This window comes from Virgibacillus sp. W0430 (assembly GCF_051846935.1).
Taxonomy (GTDB): domain Bacteria; phylum Bacillota; class Bacilli; order Bacillales; family Amphibacillaceae; genus JBPYCR01.
The window spans coordinates 28,648-53,478 of the sequence record NZ_JBPYCS010000005.1 but is presented as its reverse complement, the minus strand read 5'-3'; the positions used below and the strand labels follow the sequence as shown (position 1 = coordinate 53,478).

30 protein-coding genes are annotated in these 24,831 nt (G+C 36.2%); 19 read left to right on the top strand and 11 right to left on the bottom strand.

Annotation, left to right across the window (positions count from 1 at the left end; translation table 11 throughout):
• Nucleotides 1–90 precede the first annotated feature (90 nt).
• The 8 genes from solA to ACLIBH_RS04170 all read left to right on the top strand — a co-directional run bounded on the left by solA (nt 91) and on the right by ACLIBH_RS04170 (nt 8,084).
• Nucleotides 91–1,227 (top strand): N-methyl-L-tryptophan oxidase, encoded by a 1,137-nt coding sequence (solA, locus tag ACLIBH_RS04205; RefSeq protein WP_439315445.1) that lies wholly within the window; start codon nt 91–93, stop codon nt 1,225–1,227.
• A 190-nt stretch (nt 1,228–1,417) separates the two neighbouring features.
• Nucleotides 1,418–2,239 carry a sulfite exporter TauE/SafE family protein gene (locus ACLIBH_RS04200; protein ID WP_439315534.1) on the top strand — a complete coding sequence of 274 codons (822 nt, stop codon included), beginning with the start codon at nt 1,418–1,420 and terminating at the stop codon, nt 2,237–2,239.
• Nucleotides 2,240–2,251: 12 nt separating this feature from the next.
• Complete coding sequence (locus ACLIBH_RS04195; RefSeq protein WP_439315444.1) at nt 2,252–3,658, top strand: bifunctional metallophosphatase/5'-nucleotidase; 1,407 nt, start codon at nt 2,252–2,254, stop codon at nt 3,656–3,658.
• Between the two features lie 67 nt (nt 3,659–3,725).
• Entirely contained in the window at nt 3,726–4,028 is a 303-nt protein-coding gene (locus tag ACLIBH_RS04190) for a YunC family protein (RefSeq protein WP_439315443.1), read from the top strand.
• 70 nt (nt 4,029–4,098) lie between these two features.
• Nucleotides 4,099–5,184 (top strand): HD-GYP domain-containing protein, encoded by a 1,086-nt coding sequence (locus ACLIBH_RS04185; protein WP_439315442.1) that lies wholly within the window; start codon nt 4,099–4,101, stop codon nt 5,182–5,184.
• A gap of 55 nt (nt 5,185–5,239) precedes the next feature.
• Nucleotides 5,240–6,025, top strand: coding sequence for a sporulation protein YunB (yunB, locus tag ACLIBH_RS04180; protein WP_439315441.1), 786 nt, complete (start codon nt 5,240–5,242; stop codon nt 6,023–6,025).
• A gap of 425 nt (nt 6,026–6,450) precedes the next feature.
• Nucleotides 6,451–7,956, top strand: coding sequence for a sodium-dependent transporter (locus ACLIBH_RS04175; protein WP_439315440.1), 1,506 nt, complete (start codon nt 6,451–6,453; stop codon nt 7,954–7,956).
• Nucleotides 7,957–7,976: 20 nt separating this feature from the next.
• Nucleotides 7,977–8,084, top strand: coding sequence for a methionine/alanine import family NSS transporter small subunit (locus tag ACLIBH_RS04170; RefSeq protein ID WP_439315439.1), 108 nt, complete (start codon nt 7,977–7,979; stop codon nt 8,082–8,084).
• A gap of 52 nt (nt 8,085–8,136) precedes the next feature.
• Here the strand turns inward: ACLIBH_RS04170 and ACLIBH_RS04165 are convergent, their stop codons facing one another.
• Together ACLIBH_RS04165 and ACLIBH_RS04160 are read right to left on the bottom strand one after the other, a co-directional pair.
• Nucleotides 8,137–9,057 carry a M23 family metallopeptidase gene (locus ACLIBH_RS04165; protein ID WP_439315533.1) on the bottom strand — a complete coding sequence of 307 codons (921 nt, stop codon included), beginning with the start codon at nt 9,055–9,057 and terminating at the stop codon, nt 8,137–8,139.
• 143 nt (nt 9,058–9,200) lie between these two features.
• Complete coding sequence (locus ACLIBH_RS04160; RefSeq protein ID WP_439315438.1) at nt 9,201–9,782, bottom strand: YhcN/YlaJ family sporulation lipoprotein; 582 nt, start codon at nt 9,780–9,782, stop codon at nt 9,201–9,203.
• Nucleotides 9,783–9,913: 131 nt separating this feature from the next.
• Here ACLIBH_RS04160 and ACLIBH_RS04155 point away from each other — a divergent pair, with 131 nt between their 5' ends.
• Nucleotides 9,914–10,192, top strand: coding sequence for a YutD family protein (locus ACLIBH_RS04155; protein WP_439315437.1), 279 nt, complete (start codon nt 9,914–9,916; stop codon nt 10,190–10,192).
• Nucleotides 10,193–10,537: 345 nt separating this feature from the next.
• On the opposite strand, the gene ACLIBH_RS04150 is transcribed toward ACLIBH_RS04155, so the two are convergent.
• The 3 genes from ACLIBH_RS04150 to ACLIBH_RS04140 form a co-directional block, all read right to left on the bottom strand.
• Complete coding sequence (locus tag ACLIBH_RS04150) at nt 10,538–10,813, bottom strand: hypothetical protein (RefSeq protein WP_439315436.1); 276 nt, start codon at nt 10,811–10,813, stop codon at nt 10,538–10,540.
• A 75-nt stretch (nt 10,814–10,888) separates the two neighbouring features.
• Nucleotides 10,889–12,319, bottom strand: a complete 1,431-nt coding sequence (locus ACLIBH_RS04145) for an amidase (protein WP_439315435.1) — start codon at nt 12,317–12,319, stop codon at nt 10,889–10,891.
• A 124-nt stretch (nt 12,320–12,443) separates the two neighbouring features.
• Nucleotides 12,444–12,629 (bottom strand): hypothetical protein, encoded by a 186-nt coding sequence (locus tag ACLIBH_RS04140; RefSeq protein WP_439315434.1) that lies wholly within the window; start codon nt 12,627–12,629, stop codon nt 12,444–12,446.
• 278 nt (nt 12,630–12,907) lie between these two features.
• Between ACLIBH_RS04140 and ACLIBH_RS04135 the strand changes: the two genes are divergently transcribed.
• Genes ACLIBH_RS04135 through ACLIBH_RS04125 form a run of 3 tightly spaced genes read left to right on the top strand, consistent with a single transcriptional unit; the run spans nt 12,908 to nt 14,803 of the window.
• Nucleotides 12,908–13,348, top strand: coding sequence for a DUF86 domain-containing protein (locus ACLIBH_RS04135; RefSeq protein ID WP_439315433.1), 441 nt, complete (start codon nt 12,908–12,910; stop codon nt 13,346–13,348).
• Nucleotides 13,349–13,360: 12 nt separating this feature from the next.
• Nucleotides 13,361–13,996, top strand: coding sequence for a helix-turn-helix transcriptional regulator (locus tag ACLIBH_RS04130; RefSeq protein WP_439315432.1), 636 nt, complete (start codon nt 13,361–13,363; stop codon nt 13,994–13,996).
• Nucleotides 13,997–14,032: 36 nt separating this feature from the next.
• Nucleotides 14,033–14,803: a TIGR01457 family HAD-type hydrolase gene (locus ACLIBH_RS04125; RefSeq protein ID WP_439315431.1), complete on the top strand. Its 771-nt coding sequence runs from the start codon at nt 14,033–14,035 to the stop codon at nt 14,801–14,803.
• A 147-nt stretch (nt 14,804–14,950) separates the two neighbouring features.
• Here ACLIBH_RS04125 and ACLIBH_RS04120 read toward each other — a convergent pair whose 3' ends face one another.
• Nucleotides 14,951–15,463: a phosphatidylglycerophosphatase A family protein gene (locus tag ACLIBH_RS04120; protein ID WP_439315430.1), complete on the bottom strand. Its 513-nt coding sequence runs from the start codon at nt 15,461–15,463 to the stop codon at nt 14,951–14,953.
• A 114-nt stretch (nt 15,464–15,577) separates the two neighbouring features.
• Here ACLIBH_RS04120 and ACLIBH_RS04115 point away from each other — a divergent pair, with 114 nt between their 5' ends.
• Nucleotides 15,578–16,549 (top strand): hypothetical protein, encoded by a 972-nt coding sequence (locus ACLIBH_RS04115; protein ID WP_439315429.1) that lies wholly within the window; start codon nt 15,578–15,580, stop codon nt 16,547–16,549.
• Nucleotides 16,550–16,573: 24 nt separating this feature from the next.
• Nucleotides 16,574–17,539 (top strand): 2-hydroxyacid dehydrogenase, encoded by a 966-nt coding sequence (locus ACLIBH_RS04110; RefSeq protein WP_439315428.1) that lies wholly within the window; start codon nt 16,574–16,576, stop codon nt 17,537–17,539.
• 134 nt (nt 17,540–17,673) lie between these two features.
• Here ACLIBH_RS04110 and ACLIBH_RS04105 read toward each other — a convergent pair whose 3' ends face one another.
• A complete protein-coding gene (locus tag ACLIBH_RS04105) occupies nt 17,674–17,922 on the bottom strand; it encodes a NifU family protein (RefSeq protein ID WP_439315427.1) in 249 nt (82 codons plus the stop codon).
• Between the two features lie 421 nt (nt 17,923–18,343).
• On the opposite strand from ACLIBH_RS04105, the gene ACLIBH_RS04100 reads away from it, so the two are divergent.
• Nucleotides 18,344–18,700 (top strand): HesB/IscA family protein, encoded by a 357-nt coding sequence (locus ACLIBH_RS04100; RefSeq protein WP_439315426.1) that lies wholly within the window; start codon nt 18,344–18,346, stop codon nt 18,698–18,700.
• A gap of 109 nt (nt 18,701–18,809) precedes the next feature.
• Here the strand turns inward: ACLIBH_RS04100 and ACLIBH_RS04095 are convergent, their stop codons facing one another.
• On the bottom strand, nt 18,810–19,796 hold the full coding sequence (locus ACLIBH_RS04095) for an NAD(P)/FAD-dependent oxidoreductase (protein WP_439315425.1): 987 nt from the start codon (nt 19,794–19,796) through the stop codon (nt 18,810–18,812).
• A gap of 342 nt (nt 19,797–20,138) precedes the next feature.
• On the opposite strand from ACLIBH_RS04095, the gene ACLIBH_RS04090 reads away from it, so the two are divergent.
• The 3 genes from ACLIBH_RS04090 (at nt 20,139) to ACLIBH_RS04080 (ending at nt 22,609) form a co-directional block, all read left to right on the top strand.
• A complete protein-coding gene (locus tag ACLIBH_RS04090) occupies nt 20,139–21,356 on the top strand; it encodes an NAD(P)/FAD-dependent oxidoreductase (protein ID WP_439315424.1) in 1,218 nt (405 codons plus the stop codon).
• Nucleotides 21,357–21,516: 160 nt separating this feature from the next.
• Nucleotides 21,517–21,828, top strand: a complete 312-nt coding sequence (locus ACLIBH_RS04085; protein WP_439315423.1) for a YuiB family protein — start codon at nt 21,517–21,519, stop codon at nt 21,826–21,828.
• A gap of 88 nt (nt 21,829–21,916) precedes the next feature.
• Nucleotides 21,917–22,609, top strand: a complete 693-nt coding sequence (locus ACLIBH_RS04080; protein WP_439315422.1) for a 3D domain-containing protein — start codon at nt 21,917–21,919, stop codon at nt 22,607–22,609.
• A 154-nt stretch (nt 22,610–22,763) separates the two neighbouring features.
• Here the strand turns inward: ACLIBH_RS04080 and ACLIBH_RS04075 are convergent, their stop codons facing one another.
• From ACLIBH_RS04075 to kapB, 3 genes are all read right to left on the bottom strand, one after another.
• Nucleotides 22,764–23,234 (bottom strand): divergent PAP2 family protein, encoded by a 471-nt coding sequence (locus ACLIBH_RS04075; protein ID WP_439315421.1) that lies wholly within the window; start codon nt 23,232–23,234, stop codon nt 22,764–22,766.
• 94 nt (nt 23,235–23,328) lie between these two features.
• The gene (gene deoD / locus ACLIBH_RS04070; RefSeq protein ID WP_439315420.1) at nt 23,329–24,039 is read right to left on the bottom strand and encodes a purine-nucleoside phosphorylase; all 711 of its coding nucleotides are present in this window, start codon (nt 24,037–24,039) and stop codon (nt 23,329–23,331) included.
• A gap of 27 nt (nt 24,040–24,066) precedes the next feature.
• On the bottom strand, nt 24,067–24,456 hold the full coding sequence (gene kapB, locus ACLIBH_RS04065) for a sporulation phosphorelay system protein KapB (RefSeq protein ID WP_439315419.1): 390 nt from the start codon (nt 24,454–24,456) through the stop codon (nt 24,067–24,069).
• Between the two features lie 132 nt (nt 24,457–24,588).
• Between kapB and ACLIBH_RS04060 the strand changes: the two genes are divergently transcribed.
• Complete coding sequence (locus ACLIBH_RS04060) at nt 24,589–24,798, top strand: hypothetical protein (RefSeq protein WP_439315418.1); 210 nt, start codon at nt 24,589–24,591, stop codon at nt 24,796–24,798.
• The last annotated feature ends 33 nt before the right edge of the window (nt 24,799–24,831 follow it).

Genomic DNA, 24,831 nt, shown 5'->3' with positions numbered 1-24,831 from the left:
TTAAACTAGAGAACCGATTTCATTTAAAAGTAAAATTAATACTTTATAATGTAGAAAAGCAGTTTAATGCAATTAAGGGGGAGACTCAAAATGAATGCAGATGTAATTATTATTGGTGCTGGTTCTGTAGGTATGGCAGCGGGCTATTATTTGTCAAAACAAAATAAGCACGTTGTTTTAATAGATTCAAATGATCCACCACACGAAAAAGGATCGCATCATGGCGCTACGCGAATTATACGGCATGCATATGGTGAAGGAGCGAGCTATGTACCTATGGCTTTAAGAGCGCAAAAGCTGTGGGAAGAACTGGAAAAGGAATCAAAGCGTACGTTGTTTTATCGTACAGGTGTATTAAATATCGGGCCGTCTGAATCCTCATTTATTCAAAATGTTATTAAAAGTGCTAAACAGTATCAGTTACATGTTGAACAATTAAGTGCAAAAGAAATACGTACGAAATGGAAAGGCTTTACTATTCCAAGTCATTTGATCGGCTGTTATGAGCCACAATCCGGTGTATTAATGAGTGAAGCTTGTGTAATGGCGTATAAGAAACAAGCAATGAAAAATGGCGCAATCTTCTTAAAGAATACGAACGTCAGGTCAATAAACACACAAAGCGAATTGATCAAGGTTCAAACAAATCAACAGACAATTCAAGGAGAACAGTTAATTATTACAGCTGGAAAAGGTACGAACGATATACTTTCTATGATCGGTGAAAAATTACCTTTACAACCGATGAGGAAAACATTTTCATGGTTCCATGCAAAAGAAGAACTTTATAAAGCAGGAAGATTTCCCGCCTGGACGTACGATTTGGATGGGGAAACGTATTATTGTTTTCCAAGCATAGAAAAGTCTGGTCTTAAGATTGGTAGACATGATGGCGGAATCCCAGTATCATCGAAAGCTGAATTAGAACCATATGGAACGTACAGGGAAGATTATGAGGATGTCTCTAAACTGCTTCAAATGATTGTGGAGGAGCCAATGGAACACGACAAAGGAAAAGTATGTACGTATACGAATACTCCAGATGGACACTTTATTATCGATAAATTAAAAAACCATAAGAACGTATTCGTAAGCTGTGGCTTTTCTGGTCATGGATTTAAATTCAGTAGTGTAGTTGGTGAAATCTTAAGTAAAATGGCAACAGCTTCTCCTATCGAATTAAATATTAAAGATTTTGCAATAGAACGTTTTAGAAACGATGAATGAAATAATTACGGTAACCATATGTATTGCGGTTAGCAACTAGGAACACGTAAATGATTGAATACAAAATAGGAGATTAGCAAACAAATATGTCCCATAATTATTTTGTTTTAGTTCGTAAATGAATTTAATGAATGATATTATTAGAGAATACTACAAAAAATGATTACAGTAATAGTTGGTGAAAAACTTGGTGTTTTTAATTTGTATAATTATCGGAATAATGGCTGCGTTTATTGGCAGTTTAGTAGGTCTAGGTGGAGGAATTATTTTAGTTCCTAGTCTTTTATTTTTGTATCAATTTTCCGATCTATTCTCTTGGGCAGAGCCCCAAATGATTGTCGGAATATCCCTTTTGACGATGGTGTTTACAGCACTTTCTTCCACAATATCCTATTGGAAAAGTGGACGGGTCGATTATAAAACAGGTATTATCTTTCTGTTTGGCAGTATTCCTGGAAGTATTTTAGGCTCGTGGTTAAATCAGTTTGTTGACTCGGATAATTTTTCATTATATTTTGGGTTTATTATGATCTTCATTTCAATGCTCTTGTTTATCGATCGAAGCAAACATGTGAAAGCGTCAGAAACATCAGCTTCAAGTAAAAACAGAAGAACGTTTCAGATCGGGGAAGAAACATACCACTATTCCATATCCGTACCTCCCGCACTCGCAATTTCCTTTGGTGTCGGAATGCTCTCTGGAATGTTTGGAATAGGTGGAGGAGCAATTATGGTGCCGGTTATGATTTTATTATTCGGATTTCCTGTCCATATTGCAGTTGCAACTTCGATGTTTATGATATTCTTCATAAGCATCTTCAGTTCATTAACGCATATTTTCTTAGGTCATATTCCGTGGAGCTTTATTTTGTTTTTCATTATCGGTGCATTTATTGGTGGTACACTAGGAGCAAAAGTAAATCAGTTGCTGACAGGGAAAGTTTTGAAGTGGATTTTACGAATTGTATTGATTGGTGTCGGATTGCGGTTAATTATTGATGGTTTCATGTAAGGAGAATGAAACGTGCAAGAAAAAATGTTTATTTATTTTACGAATGATTTGCATAGCTATTTTAATAATTGGTCAAGGGTAGCTGCTTATTTAAAGGAAAAAAAAGCTTTCCATAAAGCAGAAAACACTTCACATTGGCTTGCTGATGTTGGAGACCACATCGATCGCGTTCATCCGATCGCAGAAGCATTTATGGGGAAAGCAAATGTTCAATTAATGAATGAGCTAAAATATGATATAGCTACAATTGGAAATAACGAAGGAATTACATTAGCACATAACGATTTATTTCATTTATACGATGAAGCACAATTCCAAATAATTTGTTCGAATTTACAAAGCTTAACTTCGTATGAACCGAATTGGTTACAGTCGGATACAATCCTTACTTCCATTGGTGGGGTTACAATTGGAGTAATAGGGCTAACCGCGCCTTTCAATGCGTATTACAATTTACTAGACTGGCATGTGGAAGCTCCATTTTCGACTCTTAAAAAAATAATGAATCGGGCTAAGGAAAACGCAGATGTAATCGTATTGCTGTCTCATTTAGGAATAAATGAAGACAGGGAAATTGCTCGGCGTTTTCCAGATATTGATGTAATTATTGGCGGTCATACGCATCATTTACTTCGAACAGAAGAACAAGTAAATAACACGATTATAACAGCAGCAGGAAAGCATTGTTCATTTATCGGAGAAGTTGTTTTAACATGGGATCATCTTCAAAAAAAATTAATTAAAAAGGAAGCATATACGACTGATATTACCCACCTTGCTAAAGATTTGCCTACGGAACAGTTATTATTGGATCTAGGTGAACAAGCAGATGAGCAGTTAGCACATCCAGTGATTCATATAAAAAATCCAATTGAAGTGAATTGGTTTCAACCGACGCTTATTATGCAACAATTAACAAATACGTTAAAACAGTGGACGGGTGCACATATTGCTATGTTAAATGCTGGTTTGTTACTTGATTTTCTTCCTGCCGGTACAGTGACGTATAAGGACATTCATCGAATATGTCCACATCCCATTAACCCGTGTGTTGTAAAGTTGACAGGTTCTGAAATACTAGAAGTCATTCGCGCTTCGCTAACGAAGGAATTTATGGAATTAAAACTAAAAGGCTTTGGATTTCGCGGTGAAGTGCTCGGGCGTATGGTGTTTTCAGGAGTGCAAGTAACGACTGATTTCCATGAAAACGGCCAAGAATTTGTTAAAGAGGTGACTTTTCAAGGGCATTCGTTAAGACCGGATAAAGCATACACGGTTGCTACAGCAGATACGTTTACGTTTGGTCGCCTCCTACCGGAAATTGCTAAATCGAAAGTGAAAAAATTTTTCTTACCAGAATTTATCCGTGACTTACTTTTAGAAACGTTGAAAAAGAATGCTCCACATACATTTAACTAAGGATGCAGTGTCATTTAATAATTTCTTGCATACATATATAGTGGTTTCATCATGAGGAGGCTTATAAATGATTACTGTGAATCCTATTGAAATAGAGGGGATGTATTTTACTGCTGTTCGTGTAGAGCTCCCGAAAACAAACTTAATTTCCATCTCTAATGAAGTTGGTTATATTATGTGTGCAGCGTTAGATGTTGATGTTTTGAACGATGCATTAAAAGATCGAAAAGTAGTTGCAGGTCGAGCGAAAGGGGTTCGTTCTGTAGAAGATTTATTGAATGCGCCACTTGAGAAAGTTACGGAAACGGCTGAACAATATGGTTGGAAAGTAGGAATGTCTGGAAAAGAGGCATTATTAAAAATCTCTTAATTGGAATGTCTTCCGTATTGGAAGACGATTTCATTTTAATACTAAATATAATCGAGTTAGGGGATCGAAAGTGAGATTAGTAAGTACGCGATCAATTCAACCTGGGGCTAAAATTGGACAACCTATTTACAATGAAAATAGTATACCGCTTATTCAGAGAGGCACTGTTTTAACTGAAAAGATGATTAACCGTTTAATAAAACAAAACATTAGCTTCGTATATATAGAAGATGAAATAACAGAGGATGTATATATCGCTGATCTTGTACCTCCGAAAGTTCGGATAAAAGCAATGCGAACATTAAAAGAGATTTTTGGTGATTTAAAGAAGGGTGATCTCGGCAGCAATGCGTACATTTTGGAAACAAAAAGCAAGGATTTGCTTCACATAATTGATGTCATTATGCAGGAAGTTAAAGACTCGTCAAAAACAATTTCTATTCTTGCAGATATGTTTGCTACGGATGATTATATTTTTCAGCATTCAATAAATGTCACAATTTACTCTTTAGCAATCGGCGTACAGCTGAAGCTTTCACCTAAGCAATTAAAAGAACTAGGTTTTGGTGCAATGTTACATGATGTTGGTAAAATGTTTATTGATGAAACTATTCTACAAAAGCCGGCAAAGTTAACCGATATAGAATTTGAAGTAATGAAAACACATACAGAGCTTGGGTATAATTTTTTACGCAACCAAAATACAGTTTCTTCTGTTGTTGCGCATTGTGCTTATCAGCATCATGAACGATTGGACGGATCGGGTTATCCAAGAGGAATTACAGGCAGCGAAATGCATTTGTTTAGTAAAATTATTGCGATTGCCGATGTGTTCGATGCGGTAACGAGCAATCGCGTTTATCGCACCGCCATGCTACCACATGAAGGGTTAGAACTATTGTATGCGGGTGCTGTAAACCAGTTTGAGAAAGAATTTGTGGAAGCCTTTAAAAAAAGTGTTGCTGTATATCCAAACGGACTTTCTGTTAAGTTAAATGATGGAAGAGCAGGAGTAATAATTAGCCAAAATAAAATTTTGTGTGATCGGCCGGTTGTTCGTATTTTAAAAGATGAATTCAACAAAATAATAAAACCGTATGAAGTTGATTTAGCTATGAACACTCACATTATGATTACATCTTGTCAAGCTGAATAATTACTTATTCTAACCTCCTTAAAACAAGCATACGTTGTTGTTAAGGAGGGTTTCTATGTTTAAGCATCGATTTCGTTTGTATAACAGAAGAAGAGCAGCGCCCCCTTCCGTTAGTGCTATTTTTTTCCTTACGCTGCTATTATTTATTGTCCTATTATTTTTTAGTATTTGGTTAATTGATAAACGAATTAAGCCTCCGTTAATGGATATTGCCGAAGAAAAAACGGTTGAATTTGCGACTCGAACGATCAATTCTGCCGTAAAATCAACAGAAAACATGAACTTTGAAGATTTAGTGGAAGTAAACATGGATCAGAATGGAAATGTAGCTACATTAGGTTGGAAATCATCTGTTGTAAATCAAGCGCTACGTATTGCTACAGAGCGAGCGGAATACTTTTTATATAGCATGAATAAAGGTCAACAAATAGACCTTGATGATCCAGATTTAGATCCAATTGAGTTTGGTGACACAGTGGGGGATTTAGCAGCAAAAGATCCAACAGTTGTAGAGATTCCAATCGGTCAAGCGACTGGAAATACGATTCTTGCTAACTTAGGTCCAAAAATTCCTGTCCATTTTGAAATTGTTGGTAGTCTTGAGTCGGATGTCGTTCACGAGTTAAAAGAATTTGGTGTGAATGCGGCCTTATTTGAAATATATATACCTGTTTCTGTAAATGTACAAATTGTAATTCCTTTTTCAACACAGACAGCCGAAATTAGTACAAAAGTTTTTGTTGATTCACGCGTAATTATGGGAGATGTTCCGGACTTTTATAGTAATGATGGGGGCGGGCCCTCTATTTCAGTACCTAAAAAACAATTTGAAAAAGATTAAATTGAAAATAAAACTCGATTTCACCCGTTCCCATCCTTTAGTTCTTTACATTTAGTATGAGTAAAATGTTTGTGGGGGAACAGATGCACGAATCTAACTAGATAATATGTGATCAATTTTACCTCGAACGATATACACATAAATAACACCGTTGATTTTCACTGCAGGTGGATGCTTTCCGCGGGCACGGAAAGCGTAGTGTATATCTACTGCGGTCGGTAGGAAGCAATACTAAAATTAACGAATACAAAGAGAGGTTTTAACTTCTTAAAATAACACCCACAAATACGTGAGTCAATCTTACATTTATTATTTTTTGACTAAAATAATCTGTATATGTATAATAGACTCATAAATGTCAGATTATTTGCAACAATCCTCGATCTTACATATCGAGGCAGAAAATTAAAGAGGAGGTTTTGTTTATGGAAACACGTTCTCAATGGGGGACACGGGCAGGTTTTGTTATGGCTGCTATGGGTTCTGCAGTCGGTTTAGGGAATATATGGCGCTTCCCAGCTACTGCCTATGAAAACGGTGGAGGAGCATTCTTTATACCGTATTTGATTGCTTTATTTACCGCGGGTATTCCGATTTTGATTATGGAGTTTACAATGGGCCATAAATACCGTGGATCAGCTCCTTTATCATTTAAACGAATAAACGCAGGTACAGAATGGCTTGGCTGGTGGGGAGTGCTCGTAGCATTTGTCATATCCACGTATTATTCAGTTATTATTGCATGGGCTATCATGTACTCTATTTTTTCATTTAATTTAAGCTGGGGAGAGGACACAGAAGGATTTTTATTCGGTGATTACTTAAATCTAACGGTGGACCCTGGTCAAACAGGAAGCTTTGTTCCAAGTGTACTTATACCATTAATAATCGTTTGGGTTGTTGTTTTAGGAATATTATTCCGAGGCGTAAAACGAGGGATAGAAATAGCCAACCGCATTATGATTCCAACATTGCTCGCTATTTTCCTTATAATCGTTATACGTGCCGTGACATTACCGGGAGCAGCTGAAGGACTGAATGCGTTTTTCCAACCGGATTTTAGTCAAATCTTATCTCCTGGAGTATGGGTTGCAGCATATGGTCAAATATTCTTTAGCTTATCCATTGCGTTTGCTATTATGATTACTTATTCAAGTTACTTACCGAAAAAGTCAGATATTACGAACAATGCTTTTATAACCGGTTTAGGAAATTCAAGCTTTGAATTGTTAGCAGGTATTGGGGTATTCTCAATTCTTGGGTTTATGGCAGTACAACAAGGTGTAGGTGTTGATGAAGTAGTAGCTGGTGGTGTAGGGCTTGCGTTTGTTGTATTTCCTGCAATTATTAACCAATTCCCAGCTTTCAATGAGTTGTTTGGCTTTTTATTCTTTGCATCTTTAGTGCTTGCAGGTCTTACATCTTTAATGTCAATTATTGAAACGTACATCGCTGGTCTTTCTGATAAATTTGGCTGGTCACGTTCAAAAGCGGTTATACTTGGGGGAGGGTTTGCAGCAATATTATCCTTATTGTTTGCAACGCAAGGCGGACTCTTCTTCTTGGATGCAGCTGACTATTTCATAAACCAATTCGGTGTTGCTTTTATAGGATTGATAGAAGTTATTATGATCGCATGGTTCTTGCGTAAGTTGCAAGACTTCAAATCTCATGCAAATGAGGTTTCGGATATGCAGCTTGGTCCATGGTGGACGATCAGTCTAAAATATATAACACCAGTTGTGTTAGGGTACATGATGTTTGGATTGTTTAAGCTAAATTTATTAAAAGAATTTGATTCCGATAACGGAAACTATGAAGGCTATTCGGACATGTTCATCTTATTTGGCGGTTGGGCAGTAGCTGCTGGAGCTCTAATCGTTGGAGTGCTCTTAGCAATGAGTAAGTGGAAATCTCCGAATAATGACTAATTATGAAGGGGGAGCATCTAATGAGTGGTAGCGCTATTTTAGTAATGATTATTGGTATCGTTTTATTATGGGGAGGCTTTGCTCTCAGTATAATGAATGCAGTGAAGAAGGCGAAAGCGAACAAATAATTTTAAGAGCCGGGAATTGTAGTCAAAAACTTTGACGAACTTCCCGGCTTTTTTATTTGGCTTGCCTTTCCATACGCTCCCACTTTTTTAAGTATGGATAAGGATCAAAAGACCATTCGGTTCTACCGTTATCTTTATACATTCCATAATGTAAATGTGGTGGGAATTTCCCTGATGTCCCTGGTGGTCCGTATCCACTAGAACCGACCGTACCTAAAGAATCCCCCGGCTTCACTACTTGCCCAACTGTTAAAGTATCCGTATAGCCATTTAAATGTGCGTAATAATGATAAATATTAAATATGTCACGAATGCCAATTCTCCAGCCGCCGTATAAATTCCAGCCCATCATCTCAACTACACCGTATGTTGTTGATTTTACTGGAGTTCCATAGGCTGAAAATATATCGGTACCTTCATGAATCCGTAATCCGCCAAATCCCCGTCGGTCGCCCCATGTGTTACGGTAGCTATAATTATGTTTTATCGATACCGGGAAGGCTCTGTCTGTTAAATGGATATGATTAAATGTTTTAAATACCTTTGCTGTATTCATTATTGTTTTAACAGAAAGATCTCGTTTGTAATATTTCCATAAGCCAATCTTAATATCATGAATGGTCGGGCCTGTTTCCAACAAAAGCTGTGCCATTGTGTATAATACATCCTCTGGTTCATTAATATTGGCCTTTTTGTTTCCGTTCCCATCTTTTCCAATTCCTCCGTACATATTGATGAGGTCGTAATGATCAATATAAAAAACGTTATCGAAGCCATACCATTTCTCTTTAGGTATTTGAATTGAAATAAGCTGGTCATCTGGCAAATCTTTATGAATCTGCCTTTCATATTGATCAATAGCTGCGAGCAAATACCATGGGACTTGTGTGACAGCCTCTGTCTTTTTGTACATCGCTAATCGGTCTTTGTAAATTTTTGTATCATCGGTAGCAAAAGCTACTTTTGCTCCAATGAAGCCATTTAGGAGAATTACACAGATGAAAAGCCACTTTTTAGTCAAAAGAGTTCACTCCTGTTTTTAAATCTTCGCGTGTATAAGATGAGCAAGGATTAGTCCCTTGCTCATCTTAATTGCAAGTAAATTCAACTTATGATTTAATTTTGCATTTTTTTATCTACACCTTGTGATGATTTTTTCATTTCATTTATGATGGAGTTTACCGTGTTTTCATAATTTTTGTTTTGTGTCGTAGAATTTTGTAAGCTGTGAATGTCATTCATCAATTGTTCTTGATCAGATACATATACTTCAAAATAAGCTGGAACAATCGATCGTGCGGATTGTTTAGCAATGTCAGGTGTATATTTTGTAGCATTGTCCTCATTTTTTCTGTAAGCAATTAATACTTGTTCATCTGTTACAAGCGTTGCAACTTCAGCGAAGTCGTCATTTCTTAAGATTATTCGCGTAATTATGTCGGCTACCTCATTCCGATTCATCGTAATTTCCCGATTGTTTTCATCATCTTCATTTAATTCATCTTTCGTATAGCGGACATATCCAAGTTTATTTATAAGCGGATCGTTATTGTTTTCGGTAGTTCTTTCTAAGTCTGGATTCAATTGCTCTGCCGCATTTTGATCTTCCATCGTATTATCATCGTTTTGCCCACAACCGATTAATGTTAGTACGAGACTGCTTAGTAATATAAACGGTAAATACAATTTTCTCGCCATTTATATCCCTCCTTTTATTTACATAGTCCCCTTTAGTTTGTGATTTTATTTTCGATTCATACAAATAAATATTATTAGCTGTATGAAGGTGAAATATGGTAAACTAAAGGCAGTTTAGCGGGGTGATACAGATGGTTATTGATATTTATGGTAAAAATTATAAAGTAATTGAAAATATAAAAAATGGCTTACAAGAAGATGTTTTAAAAGAAAGATATTCCGAAGTATTAAAGAAATATGATTTTATTGTAGGCGATTGGGGATACAATCAGCTAAGATTAAAAGGGTTTTATATTGATGAAAACAGTAAAGCTACATTTGATACGAAGATTAGTACTTTGGATGATTATTTGTATGAGTATTGTAATTTTGGCTGTGCATATTTTGTCCTACAAAAATTGGACGTTTAATGGATCGAAAAAATGAGCAAACGGTATTATGTATGCTAAGCTTCTTTTATGAGTGTCATCTTCTCGCTTTTCCTCTCTTAATCTGACCATGCTGCAAGTAAAAGTGCATTGTATAGAACTAAAATCGTTACTTGCCAATGAGCAGAGCAGCAACTATTTCTTATGGGAGGATGACGAATTTTTTCTCCCCTATTTGCCTAAAACATCACGGAAAGAATAAAGGTTGAGGAGATCACTAAAAAACGTAACGACTCTACATCACAAATAGTAGAGTCGTTTTTAAGTTCTTTAGATATCTTTTTTATAATTTATGTGATGTTGCCTTCGCTTTACTGACAATGCGCTTTATGTTTCATCTTCATCGTGAATAGGATGAGCACCAGGTGTTTGTCGTGGTAAATCATCGTGTCGATCCTTATCCGGATAAACGAAAGCACTTTGCCGTCGCTGTCCCTTTTGCCAAGGAGTTGACTTACTGAATACAGCCTTCTTTGCATTTATTGGAGAGCCAAATGCTCCGTCTGGAAATTCTTCAGGAATTAAATACTCGTTCTCGTCTACGTTCGATATATTTGAGTATTTCTCTTCTTTTTCTTTTCGAAAGTCGTTTTTATTACGCATCGTTCGTCATCCTTTCTAATCGTCATCTATAGCTTTTGACAATAAGAAAAGAATTATAAAGGTAATGATTGGAAGTTAATCAAACAATTTGCTGCGTGAATAGCCGCGAAACTGTTCTTCTAATTGCTTTCCTAGTGAAAAAATAGCATGTTCATTGCCCGTTTTACTCATTATTTGTACGCTAATAGGTAGATTTTTTTCGTCTACACCAATAGGTACAATAAGTGCTGGCAGTCCCCACACATTTGCATACGCGGTATAAGGCATATATTTAATATACGTTTTTTTAATAGAGAAAATTTCTTTGAAAGTTGACCCATGACTAGATGCCGCAGTATGATAGACGGGGAATAGGAGCAAACGATCGTCTAAGTATGCATCTAGTAACTCATCGCCACGTTGGAGAATATTTTTAATTTCGTCTAATCGCTTTTGAGATGGCTTAAATAAGTTTGCCCCGATTAATGCCCAAGATAAGTAAGGATGCATAGTAGAACTACCAGTCATTTTCTCCTTTATAAAAGAGGCGACTACACTTGAAGATGCACTGTTTAAGGCGAGCTTTTTTATATCTTCCGCACCATCGATCGACATTATTTCTTGCCAAATTTTCGCACTTTCCTCAAAAAAGGGTGGTAGCATGCGGTTCACTGCATGTGAATCGGTTAGAAATTTACTACTATCTTCTAAAACATCCTTTGTAGCAGTAGAAAGTGGATACGATACATCTGTTGGAAAAATATCTATTTTCATTTGATCTATTTTTTTATGAGGGAAAGGCTTATCGGCAATAATGTTGTAAAGCATTTCCATATCGCGTACTGATTTTCCCATAGGACCCATACCTAGCATCCGTGTTTGCAAAGGATGATCGTTTAGTGGGAAATGTCCATTAAAACTAACCTGATCGGTACCTGGTTTAAATCCTATTACACCATTGAAGTGGCAAGGAAAACGAATAGAACCACCGATGTCAGAGCCAACTCCTACTGCAGCTCCGCCTGCTCCGAGCAATGCGCCTTCACCACCACTGGATCCTCCAGCTGTTCGTGTTATATCCCAAGGATTGTTTGTTCTGCCATACAGTTTATTGTCTGTTTCTTGTGAAAAGCATAATGTTGGTGTATTTGTTTTGCAAATAATTATTGCACCTGCATGTTTAAGTTTAGTAACAATTTCAGCATCTTGTTTTGATATAATATCTTGTCGATGAATTAGTCCGCCAGTAGTTTTCATCCCTTTTACGTGAAAGGACTCTTTAACGCTAATTGGTACTCCTAGAAGCGGTTTATCTTTTATGGCTTGCTTATTTTGTTTATCAATTTGCTTTGCTTCTACGAATGCTTCGGTAAATCGATCTTCTACAACGGCATTGACGTATGGATTTACTTTTTTGATGTGGTTGACAAATGTACGTACAGCGGTAATGCTCGTTAGCTTTTGGTTTCGTATTGCGCTGGCAATTGAAGTAGCATCCATATTTAAAATTTCTTTCTGTTCAAGCATATAACCCGTCCTTTCCTGAAATTTTCTGAAAATCATTTTTTCTTTTATTTAGTATAGCATTTCTAATTACGATTGTGTGTAAACCGGTCTCAGAAGACGTAGTCTCATATTTGTGGACGGATATTTAAATCGTTGAAAAACAGCTTTTTATGAAGCGGTGACCACCGCCGTTGCCATATACTTCGCTTTCAGCGGGCAACGCCTCAACTAATTGAAGAAGTTTTCCAACTTCTTCACTGGATTTTCGGCAGTTGCTTTTCCCGCTCGAGTCTTCGTATATGTCAACGGCTATTAATGATATACGACCCACATATAGAATCCCTCATAGCTTTAGCTGCCACCGCCGTTGCCATATACTTCGCTTTCAGCGGGCAACGCCTCAACTAATTGAAGAAGTTCGACATGACCAGTTGCACATCTGTTTTACGCATATGCCAAGGAATAAAGGGATAGCTGCTCTTAATTATTGCCGTTGAATAGGAGGTGCGCATTAGATTACCAAATACGTGATACATTCAAATTCGTATTAGATATTCAGGCTAAAACCGATATATGGTATGATAGAGATAGAAAGATGGAGGGATATAAATGTACTTTGTAGATCGTAGAAAAATTGAACAAATATTAACGTATGCAGATACAATTTTATATACATTTCCTGAACAACCGGCAAATTCACTTGTTCAGCAGTTAGGCTTGGAACGTGCAATTCATCTGTTAATTGAATCGTTTTTAGACGTTGGAAATATGATGATTGATGGGTTTATTATGCGCGATCCAGGGAGCTATAATGATATTATTGATATTTTAATTGATGAATCGGTACTCCCGAAAGAAGATGAACTAGCTTATAAAGAACTTATTCAATTACGGCAGTGCATCGTTCAGGATTATGTTCATATTGATCATACTATTTTGGAACGAACATTATCAGAGCACAAAATGAAGCTAAACCAATTTAGTACACATATACGTACATATTTAGACAATGAAATGGGTGTCGCTCATACGTTTTCAAATAATACATGAAAGTGTGATTGAATGAAAAAACGAACACCAATTAAACAGCAATTATTGCATGTAATAAAAAAAGATGGCGAGAGTACGATAAAATCGATTATGTCGTATTTTACCGTGTCCGAAGTAGCAGTAAGACGCCACCTTCATGAGCTTATAAATCAAGGTTTTATTAAAGATAATCGTATCAAACAAGATATTGGTCGTCCTTATCATACATACGAGCTAACAGATAAAGGCCATCGTACATTTCCCAATCAATACGAACAGCTTCCCATCGAGCTTTTAAATGACTTAAAAGCAATCAAAGGAACAGAAGCGGTTGATGAATTACTGGATAAACGAATGGGTAGAGAAGAAGAACGTTATCGATCGCGCTTAAGCTCGGATGATTTTGACAAAAAGATTGCTGAAATTGCTCGTCTACAGGACGAAAAAGGGTATATGGTTGAATATGAAAAAACGGAAGCTGGCGATTACGTCTTAAAAAATTACAATTGCCCAATTATGAATTTGGCAAATGCGTATGATAGAGTTTGTCATAATGAAAAAAAGGTCCTAGGTAATTTATTTTCCGATAGTGTCGTTTATTCGGAGGCTTGTCTTACAAAAGGAGATAATTGCTGTAAGTGGATCATTAAAAAGCCGAAAAAACAGTGATGTATTATTCTTTACTTAGAAGAGGTGCTAAAGCGTTTGAAAAATTATAAAGGGTACTTAATTGATTTAGATGGTACGATGTATCGAGGGAATGAGCGAATTGAAGCAGCTGCGGAATTTATTAACCACTTGCAGCTAAATAATATCCCATATTTATTCTTAACGAATAACTCAGCATATACGCAAGCAACAATTTCAGAAAAACTGAATAAGATGGGGATTCCGTCAACAGAAGAGCATGTATTTACGACGAGTAAAGCGACAGCAAAGTACATTTTGCAAAAGAAGGAAAAAGCACGATGCTTCGTAATTGGTGAAGAGGGATTAATTCAAGCACTCAATGACGAACAATTAGTCGTCACAGATGAGAACTGTGATTTTGTAATTTCAGGCATAGATCGAAATATTACGTATGAAAAGCTTGCAAAAGCTTGTATTGAAGTGCGTAACGGTGCGACATTTATTTCAACAAATAGTGATGTCGCAATACCAACAGAGCGAGGTTTGCTGCCTGGTAACGGCGCGCTTACTTCAGTAATTACAGTCAGTACTGGTGTGGAGCCCATTTTTATAGGTAAGCCAGAAACAATTATTATGAATGAAGCAGTGTCCCAGTTGAATGTAAATAAAAGTGATATTTTAATGATCGGAGATAATTACGATACAGACATTCAGGCAGGTATTCAGGCAGGAATTGATACGTTAATGGTGTTTACAGGTGTTACTCAGTATGAGGAGCTACCTAAACTAAAACAAAAGCCAACGTACCATGTTAAAAATCTGGCAGAATGGGTAGCTATTATTTAACTTGAATGTAGTAAACTGGAAAAATACAGAAAGTAAAAAAAGGAAGTCAGGTCGTTTATATAATAAACAGCCTGACTTCTTTAATTTCTTCCCCCATTATTAATTTCAAATTGGAGGAAAAATACGCATTTCAACATTACCTATTTATTAATCGTCAAGTAAAATGTCATTCGCCGCACCATGTGCCAATCTACTCGATGCAGCTGCAGCGATTGCTCCAACGATATCGTCTAAAAATGTATGCACCTCGCCTGTAGACTTGTCATTTAAATGCTTTAATATACCTGGTTTTTGTTTATCGATATATCCATAATTTGTAAACCCGATCGATCCATAAACATTTACAATAGAAAAAGCGATTATTTCGTCAATTCCATATAAGCTTTCATCTCTGTCGATAATTTTTTGCAATGGTTGATCGAGTTGTTTTTTTTCTGCTAACGTATCAAGCTGAATTCCAGTTAATATCGCATGCTGTACTTCACGTTTAGCTAGCACACGATTAACATTATGCAAGCATTCTTTTATTGTTAAATCTTCAATATATTTTGATTGTAAATAAAAAACGAGCTCGGCAATGTGTTGCAAAGTAACACCACGTTGTTTTAACGATTCTCTCGCCTTAGCTTCTAACTCATCATGCTTTGTAATTTTATCCATTATAGTCACCTAACTTTCATAAATTTACGGATTACGGAACAAATCCTTTTTGAAAGGCAATAGTACACTTTGCGTTACATAAGCTATATAAAGAGCAGAAAGGAGAGGTATCTTATGAAGCAACTGTTACAATCGTTCTATGCTGTTCATGAGCCGATACATACAGAAGTTGATGGCCAAAAAGGATATACGGACGGTGAATATTTATATTTTACCATGCCAATGAAAAACAAGGAAACAATTCATATGGAACAGGCTGCTATCGCTCATTTTTTACTGGAAAATGGCTATCATTATGTAGCTTGCCCGATACAAAATATACATGAGGAATGGTTTACCGAATACGAAGGGAAGCCATATATAATTTATCGTGTAAAAGCGTTGCAAAGCGAATTACCCCAATCCCATGGAGGTCAGTTGGCTTCCTTCCATTTAGAAAATAGCGTATACCGGTTTCAACCACAATTACTTTCGAGCTATGGGCTATGGACCGCATTATGGGGGAAGAAAATAGACACACTTGAAAAAATAGTGTTAGATAGGATAAAACATGATTGTACTGCTTTTAATGTAAAGCTAAGGGATATATTGCCATATATTATTGGGTTATGCGAAAATGCAATTCAATATGCTCAAGAAAGTGAAAAAGAAAAGCGACATAATGAAAGCGATCAAGGAACAATTACCTTTTACCGTTATAATAATAATATAAATCATTCAATTATATGGGCACATGATTTAATCTACGATCATCCTGCTCGTGATTTGGCAGAACAAATTCGTAAAGACTTCCTCCAAGAGCATTTTCATTTGGATAACGTTTATACTTTTATACAAGATTATGAAGCCGTCCGTCGCCTTTCTATATTTTCCATTCGTTTATTGTATGCGCGCTTAATTTTTCCCATTCATTTATTTGATTGTATTGAGAAAGTTATAGAAAACCCAGGAAATGATCTTTTTGAGAAAGAATTTTACTCAATTTTGAACGAGCAGCAAAAATACGAGCAAAAGCTAGGTCAGTTTTATAATACGCTTGAAATTGATACTCAACGTTTACAAATACCTATGTTACAATGGTTGTAAATGGTAAAAATGGAGCGATTAACCTTGCAGAAACCACTTATTTTTATTACACGAAAGATACCCGATGAAATAATAAAACCTTACGAGAATCATTTTCAATTTAAAATGTGGCAAAGCGAAGATGAACCAATACCGAAAGATGTATTAATCGAGGAAGTTAAGCGTGCAGATGGTTTATTATGTTTAATTACTGAGCAAGTGGATGAGGAATTATTGCAACAAGCACGACATTTAAAAATCATTGCGAATATGGCCGTTGGCTTTGATAACATTGATATTAAAGCAGCAAACGAAAAAGGAATTATCGTAACGAACACCCCCGATGTTTTAACAGAAACTACAGCTGATTTAACTTTTGCATTATTAATGGCAACAGCACGAAGGATAACAGAGGCAAGTAATTATGTTAAACAAGATAAGTGGAAGCATTGGGCCCCGTTTTTGCTTGCAGGTTCAGACATTCATCATAAAACGATTGGGATTGTCGGAATGGGAAGAATTGGTGAAGCTGTTGCAAGAAGAGCAAAGGGCTTTGGCATGGAGATTAAATATCATAATCGTTCGAGAAATGAGCAGGCGGAAGCCGAGCTTGGAGCAACATATCTTAGTTTTGACGCATTATTAAGGGAAGCCGATTATATCGTTTCACTTATTCCACTTACAGATGAATCAAAGGAAATATTTAATGAACAAGCATTTCAAAAGATGAAACGATCAGCCATTTTTATTAATGCTTCCCGTGGTGGAGTCGTAGATGAGCAAGCTTTAATCCGAGCATTAAAGAATGAAGAGATTACAGCTGCTGGATTGGATGTATTTACAGAAGAGCCGATCGCTTCGACGCATCCGCTTGCCCAAATGGAAAACGTCGTCTGTTTGCCCCATATTGGTTCAGCGAGTATGGAAACAAGATACAAGATGCTTTCTTTATGCTTGAGAAACATTCAAGCGGTATTTTCCGGGGAAAAACCAATTACACCAATTACTTAACCATAAACCAGGTGCTAATAAATTATTAAAAAGTCAGGCAGTTCGATCTCTGTGAGATGACAACCACCTGACTTTTTAAATTTTTTAAATGAATCATATAAAAAACTATGACAAATTGTTTGTATAAGCCACTTTTAAAACACTTGCTCGATTTCCTTAACACCTGGTACTTCTGTAGTTAACGCCCGTTCAATTCCTGCTTTTAACGTAATTGCTGAGCTCGGACAGTTCCCGCACGCACCCATCAATCGTAGTAAAACAACACCATTTTCATCTACATCTATAAGTTCAACATCTCCACCGTCACGCAATAAAAAAGGTCTTAATTTATTTAGTACTTCTTGAACTTGTTCTTTCATTCTCGATCCGCTCCTTTTAAGCATCGTTTATATATAAAATTGAATTAATAACTTGAGGATACTCTGTATCTATTTTATAATGATTCCCGCCTTTTGTAAAACAAAAGTAACTTTGCGATTGAGTCACGTATTTGTGGGTGTTATTTTAAGAAGTTAAAAAACCTCTCTTTGTATTCGTTAATTTTAGTATTGATTCCTACCGACCGCAGTAGATATACACTACGCTTTCCGTGCCCGCGGAAAGCATCGTGTATACTTGCTTGAGCTCGTGTAAAGGTGGAAGAATCATGGAAAACGCATGCAAAAAAAGAGGGTGGATTATTTTTAAAATAGAACGGAAGAATAGGTGGCTAAATCGCGATGACTTAAATATTTGAAACGATAAGAAGCTCTTTGTATACTTATAGATAGAAAGAAAAATTGCAGTAAGTAAAGGAGGGGCATAATGGTTATATCAATTACCGATGATGCTCGCCGCCAAATAGAAGAGATGATGGAAGACGAACCGAAAAATGCTCGGTTGCGTTTTGGAGTAAAAGGTGGCGGCTGCAGTGGATTGTCTTACTCACTAGGATTTGATTATGAAGTGAATGAAGAGCTTGATAAAATAGACGAAATAAATGGGATTCCTGTTGTCATATTTAAACAAGATATCCCCATTATTGAAAATACAGTGATTGATTTTAAACAAAATATGATGGGCGGCGGCTTTAGTATAAATAATCCGAATGCAATTGTTTCTTGTGGTTGCGGATCCTCTTTTCGGGCAAAGGATACGGAAGGAACACCAGAAAAATGCTAACTCTACCATTGTTTTAGAGTATGTAAATAGCCTATACAGACCTTCTTTAGTTAATAAAAGCAACTCTTTACAAGTTAATTTCGTGTAAAGAGTTGCTTTTATTCGTTCGTTAAAACATGCTTGTCGAATGCTTCGGTTGTCTGCGCGCTGTCGGATCAATATACTGAATGGCGTTGTTAATAGCTGTAGGTCCTTCTCCGAACCCAGTTGCTATTAATTTAACCTTTCCTGGGTATGTGTTTATATCACCTGCTGCGTAAATGCCTGGGATGTTCGTTTCCATTTTAGAATTCACAACAATACTATTTCTTTCAATGTCGAGTCCCCAATTTTTAATTGGACCTAGCTTTGAAATAAAACCATAGTTGCATAAGACAGCATCTGGATGTAATACGATTTTTTTATCTCCACGTGTTTCTTGCAATAATACGCGTTCAATTTTTTCATTTCCAGTTACTTCTATAGGGACATATGGTGTTAGAACCTCGACACTTGAATCAAAAAGTTGTTTTATACTATGTTCATGCGCCCGAAATTCATCACGTCGATGAACAATTGTTACTTGCTTAGCAATTGGTTCTAGCATTAATGCCCAATCAACTGCAGAATCGCCACCACCTAATAGCAAAATATGTGCATCTTTAAAATGATCCATATTTTTTACATAGTAGTGGAGGTTACTCTCTTCGAACCGTTCACAGTTTTCGATGTTTAGCTTTCGAGGTTGGAAAGCTCCGTTACCAGCGGTTATTATAATTGTTTTACTATAATGAATGTCACCGTTTGCTGCTTTCAACTTAAATGTTTGATCTTCTAAACGCTCTACTTCCTCTATCGATTGCCCTAATACAATGGTTGGATCGAACGTTTTTAATTGATCCCCTAAATTGTCGACAAGCTCCTGTGCACGAATTTTAGGAAACCCAGCAACGTCATATATATATTTCTCCGGATAAAGAGCGGTTAATTGACCACCGATGTGTGGTAGACTCTCAATTATTTTCACACTTGCTTGTCGCATTCCACCATAGAAAGCAGTAAATAAACCTGCAGGGCCTGCGCCAATAATAGTGATATCATAAAGTTTGTCTGTCATATTATTACCCCCAATTAATGAACAAAAGCAATACAATCTTATAGTATCATAAATAATTGTTCAAAGTATAACGATGTTGTTTATCAATTCTTTCACTTACAATTTACGCATACCGATTTTTGTCGTTTATCGTACGTGTAAATTGTTTACTATTTGAAGAGATCGTGACACTTAATAAATCATGCTTGAATTTGCATAGTAAAAGTAATACTATTAATTACGGTACATTTCATAGGTGTTACAAATAAACAATTTATATTACAATTAAATTTCGAATTGAAATATGGCAGGAATGTCGTGTTAATAAAATCGATTGATAAAGTAATGGAAGTGAGGACACGAATGAGTAAGCCAAATATTGTAATATTAGGTGCTGGCTATGGAGGAATGATTACAACAGTAAAATTACAAAAATCCCTCTTAGCAGAAGAAGCTAATATTACACTAATAAATAAACACGATTATCACTACCAGTCAACGTGGCTACATGAAAATGCTGCGGGAACGACCCATCATGATCGCACGAGAATACCAATTCAAGATATTATTCATAGAGAAAAAGTACAATTTATTCAAGATACTGTATGTGCTATCGATCCAGAGGAAAAGAAGGTCAAGCTTTCGGATGGGGAAGTTTCATATGACATTTTAGTAATTGGACTTGGGTTCGAAGCAGCTACATTCGGTATAGAAGGTCTAGCTGAACATTCGTTTACAATTAATAGTATTAATAGTGCTCGCTTAATTAGGGAGCACATTGAATACAATTTCGCACTTTACAATAATGAACAGAGGAAAAAACAAGCACGATTAAACATTGTAGTTGGTGGAGGCGGACTTACAGGGGTTGAGTTTTTAGGAGAGTTAGCGAATCGTGTACCTGAACTTTGTCGTGAATATGACATTGATAAGGCAATGGTTCGTATAATTAATATTGAAGGTGCATCAACTATATTGCCAAACTTTGAATCACAGCTTGTAGAATATGCTATTAACTCATTAGAAGCACGCGGAATTGAATTAATAACAGATGCTAGCATTAAAGAATGTCAAAAGGATCATGTTATTTATGAAAAAGATGGAATAGAAATGGAAGTCCCTACGATGACAACTGTGTGGGCAGCAGGCGTACAAGCAAACGAAATTGTTCAACAGTCGGGCTTTCAAACAACAAACGGGAAAGTTAAAGTTAGAAAAGACATGCGAACTCCTGAATATGATGACGTTTTTGTCGTTGGCGATTGTGCTCTTGTGATGGATGAACAAACAAATCGACCAGTTCCAGCAACGGCACAAATAGCTGTACAGGAAGCTTCTCTTGTAGCTCAAAATATAAAAGCACTAGTAAAAGGAAGAGAACTCCAGAAGTTTGAACCGAATTTAAAAGGGACCGTTGCTTCATTAGGAGAAGATGATGCGGTAGGAGTTGTCTTCAACAATCGTAAGTTATATGGCTGGAAGGCAATGATTATGAAGCAATTAATTGAAAATCGGTATTTGTACATGTTAGGTGGCTTTAAATTAATGTTGAAAAAAGGAAAGTTTAATCTATTTGTATAGCTGTGAAGAAGAAGCACTACGGTATGTATAAAACAGATAATGAAACTCAATTATCGTTTGCTCCTATGATTATTAGATAAAGAAGTCTATTAAATAGATGCAATTTAATTGGCGTTTTACTTATTTTGCGATATGATTGGAAGCGGAAGGAGCTAAGTCAGTGATTCAACTCATTGTTTCTATTTTATTATATTTCGTTATTTTTTTCGGTATTTCATTTATTTTAAATATGTTAATCCGCCGAACGTGGGTAATGGCGTTTATTTATCCAGTTATTGTGCTTCTAATTGTAGATGGGATTTCTACTTTTGAATATTTTAAAAATCCTATAGGTTCGTTTTCAATAGCCTTTTCTAAGCTTGTTAGCTTGACAATTGTTGATATTATTATATTGTCATCTGGACTTCTAGGTACGATTGTATCCGGTCTCGTTATTAAGTTTCTGCGTAAAAATGGCTATCAAATGTTTTAATATTTATGTCGTTTGTCTTGAATTTTAATTAAATGATGAATAAATTTGACCTCTATTGGAAAAGATGACTTCCAAAGAGGTGTTTTTTATGAATAAAATCAAGTTTATTCGCAGGCTTACTATGACAGTGCTATGCTTTGGGGCGATGTATGCAACAGCAGTCTCTATTTCAAACATTACATGGCAAGATATTAAACAAGGAGCCGTTCAAGCAAATGCCGATCCGACGGTCCTGCGAATAGAAAAACAGGAACCGTATCGCTCTGTGCGTTTTGAAGAGAAAAAATTAAATAGTAGACTTGAAAAAAAACAGTATATTTCAAGTGAGCAAATTGAAGGACCGAAAACATTAGAAGAAGCAATTAATCTTGAACAATACCCAAGAGAAACGGTTATTGCGACAGGGTATACAGCTGGGGTAGAATCAACAGGTAAAACACCAGAACACCCGCAATATGGAATTACTTTCTCTGGTGTTAAAGTGAAGCGTGATTTGTATTCTACCATCGCTGCAGACTTATCTATCTATCCGTTAGGAACGATACTTTATATTCCCGACTATGGCTATGGTGTTGTCGCGGATAAAGGTGGAGCGATTAAAGGAAATAAAATAGACTTGTACTATCCAACCGTTGATCAAGTGTATTCGGAATGGGGAAAAAAAGAAGTGGAAGTATATGTTATTAAACGTGGAAATGGCAAAATTACAGAAAAAGAAATTGTTGCCCTCAATGAAAATAAAGCATTACAAGTGTTTAGAGAACAAATAAGAGCCGAATAAGAAAAACCATTATCCGTTTGTGCGATTCAAACGGACAATGGTTTTTTACTTATGCATATCGTTGTATAAAACGCTACGAAAGAGCTGTATGAATAGGTTTTGGCTGCTAGCGGAATTAAAGTTCGTCTCTTTAAAGAAGTTTCCTTCCGAAATATTAAAATTGATAAAGCAAAAATGCGATGCCGATTCCTGATAAGCCACCAAAGAGCACTTCTATTGGTTGGTGTCCGAGCAATTCTTTTAACTCTTTTCTTTTTTCATATTCGGCTTTTTTGTTCCAATCTTTTGCTTCTTCTATGAAATATTGAAAGTCTTTTACAAGCTGATTTAATAAAATTGCTTGTTCTCCTGCTTGTCTCCGAACACCGGTAGCGTCAAACATAATGATGATGCTGATTACGAATGAAATTGCAAACGATGTCGACATCACACCATCCAAAATCCCTATCCCAGTTGTTAATGCTGCAACAGCTGCAGAGTGGCTGCTCGGCATACCGCCCGTACTGAAAACAAGCCCTGGAACAAATTCTTTCGTTACGATTAGCCGAATAGGTACTTTAATAACTTGAGCAAAGACAATCGCTGTCAGTGCGGCGACCAAAGGGAAATTTAAAAATAGATTCATAAATAAGCTATGTCCTTTCTACCGGTTTTCTTCGCTTCTATAATAAGCGTTTTTCTTTTTGTAATTTGAAAGGCATCTTCTTCACTTTTCTAAATTACGATTGGATAGCTGTTTCAAGGGCAATTTCCATCATTTCATGGAATGTTGTTTGTCTTTCTTCTGCAGAAGTAGACTCTCCAGTTATAACATGATCAGAAACAGTTAGGATGGATAGCGCTTTACAGTCATATTTTGCTGCTAATGTATACAGTGCAGTTGTTTCCATTTCAACAGCAAGTACATTATATTTCGCTAACAATTCATTAATTTCCTGTCCATTATCCCGATAAAATGCATCACTTGTAAATATATTTCCGACCTTTATATCCAATTCTTTCTGCACACCAAGCTCATAAGCAGCTTTTAGTAAGCCAAAATCAGCAAGAGGTGCATAATCAATACCTGCAAAGGTCATGCGGTTCATTTGCGAATCTGTTGTAGATCCTTGTGCTAAAATAACGTCCCGGACATTTACCTCTTTTTTCAGTGCACCGCATGTACCTACACGAATGAGCTTTTTTACGTCATAGCTCTGAATTAATTCATTGACGTAAATTGAAATGGATGGGACGCCCATTCCGCTTCCTTGTACTGAAATACGCTCTCCTTTATATGTACCTGTATAACCGTACATGCCACGTACTTCATTGTACTGTGTAACATCCTCTAAATAGTTTTCAGCAATATATTTTGCTCGTAATGGGTCTCCAGGAAGCAAAATAGCCTCCGCAATATCACCTTTGTTTGCTCCAATATGTACACTCATTTTAAATTCTTCCTTTCCGCTTTTTTATTAAAATAATTTATTATAAAAATGCATTTCTAAATCAGATAGCTTTTGCAATGCAGCTTTGCTGTAATCCGTGTTGGAATGATGTAACTCTTGTTTTATGTCAGCAATGGCTTCTTTTAAAGATTGTTTGTAGTCTGGAATTTCCCCAACATATGGGACTACCTTACGTTTAGCGACATTCATTTTTTCAGTAAAAGCTAATGCTTTTCTTTCATGGAAGGCTACACCGTCGACTTTACCAGGGTTGTGTAGATCTCCTTGTTGTGGATGCTTAACAACGGCTAATACTTTAACAAGGTAGAAGTTTCGACGATCTTCAAGGACTTTTCCGATATAGCTGCCTGAATTGTAGCTTGCTTCTACGACATCACCTATATTGATATTCGCCACTTTTTCTCAACCTCCTTCTTTTATACTTCTCTTCTATTGTGTCAAAAAAAGAACAAATTGGCGAATAATAGGTAATTCTATTTAGTAAAAAATTTAAATTTGCTATAATCGATATGAAGGAAGTGATTTCAAATGATGATGGAATTTTTGTATTTCCCTGAAGACAAATCGGAGTATATTCCAGCATTTATTATGCTTGTTATTTTTATGGTTGGTGCGATTGCCGCCATGTATTTATTTTATAAAAAGTCAAAAAAAGAAGAACAGTTTTTTGATGAACATTATGAAGAATACAAGCAGTTGAATGATCCAATCGAAAATGATAAAACAAAACGGTATTAATAGTTCGTTAAATGATGTATGTGTAAGTAGCGA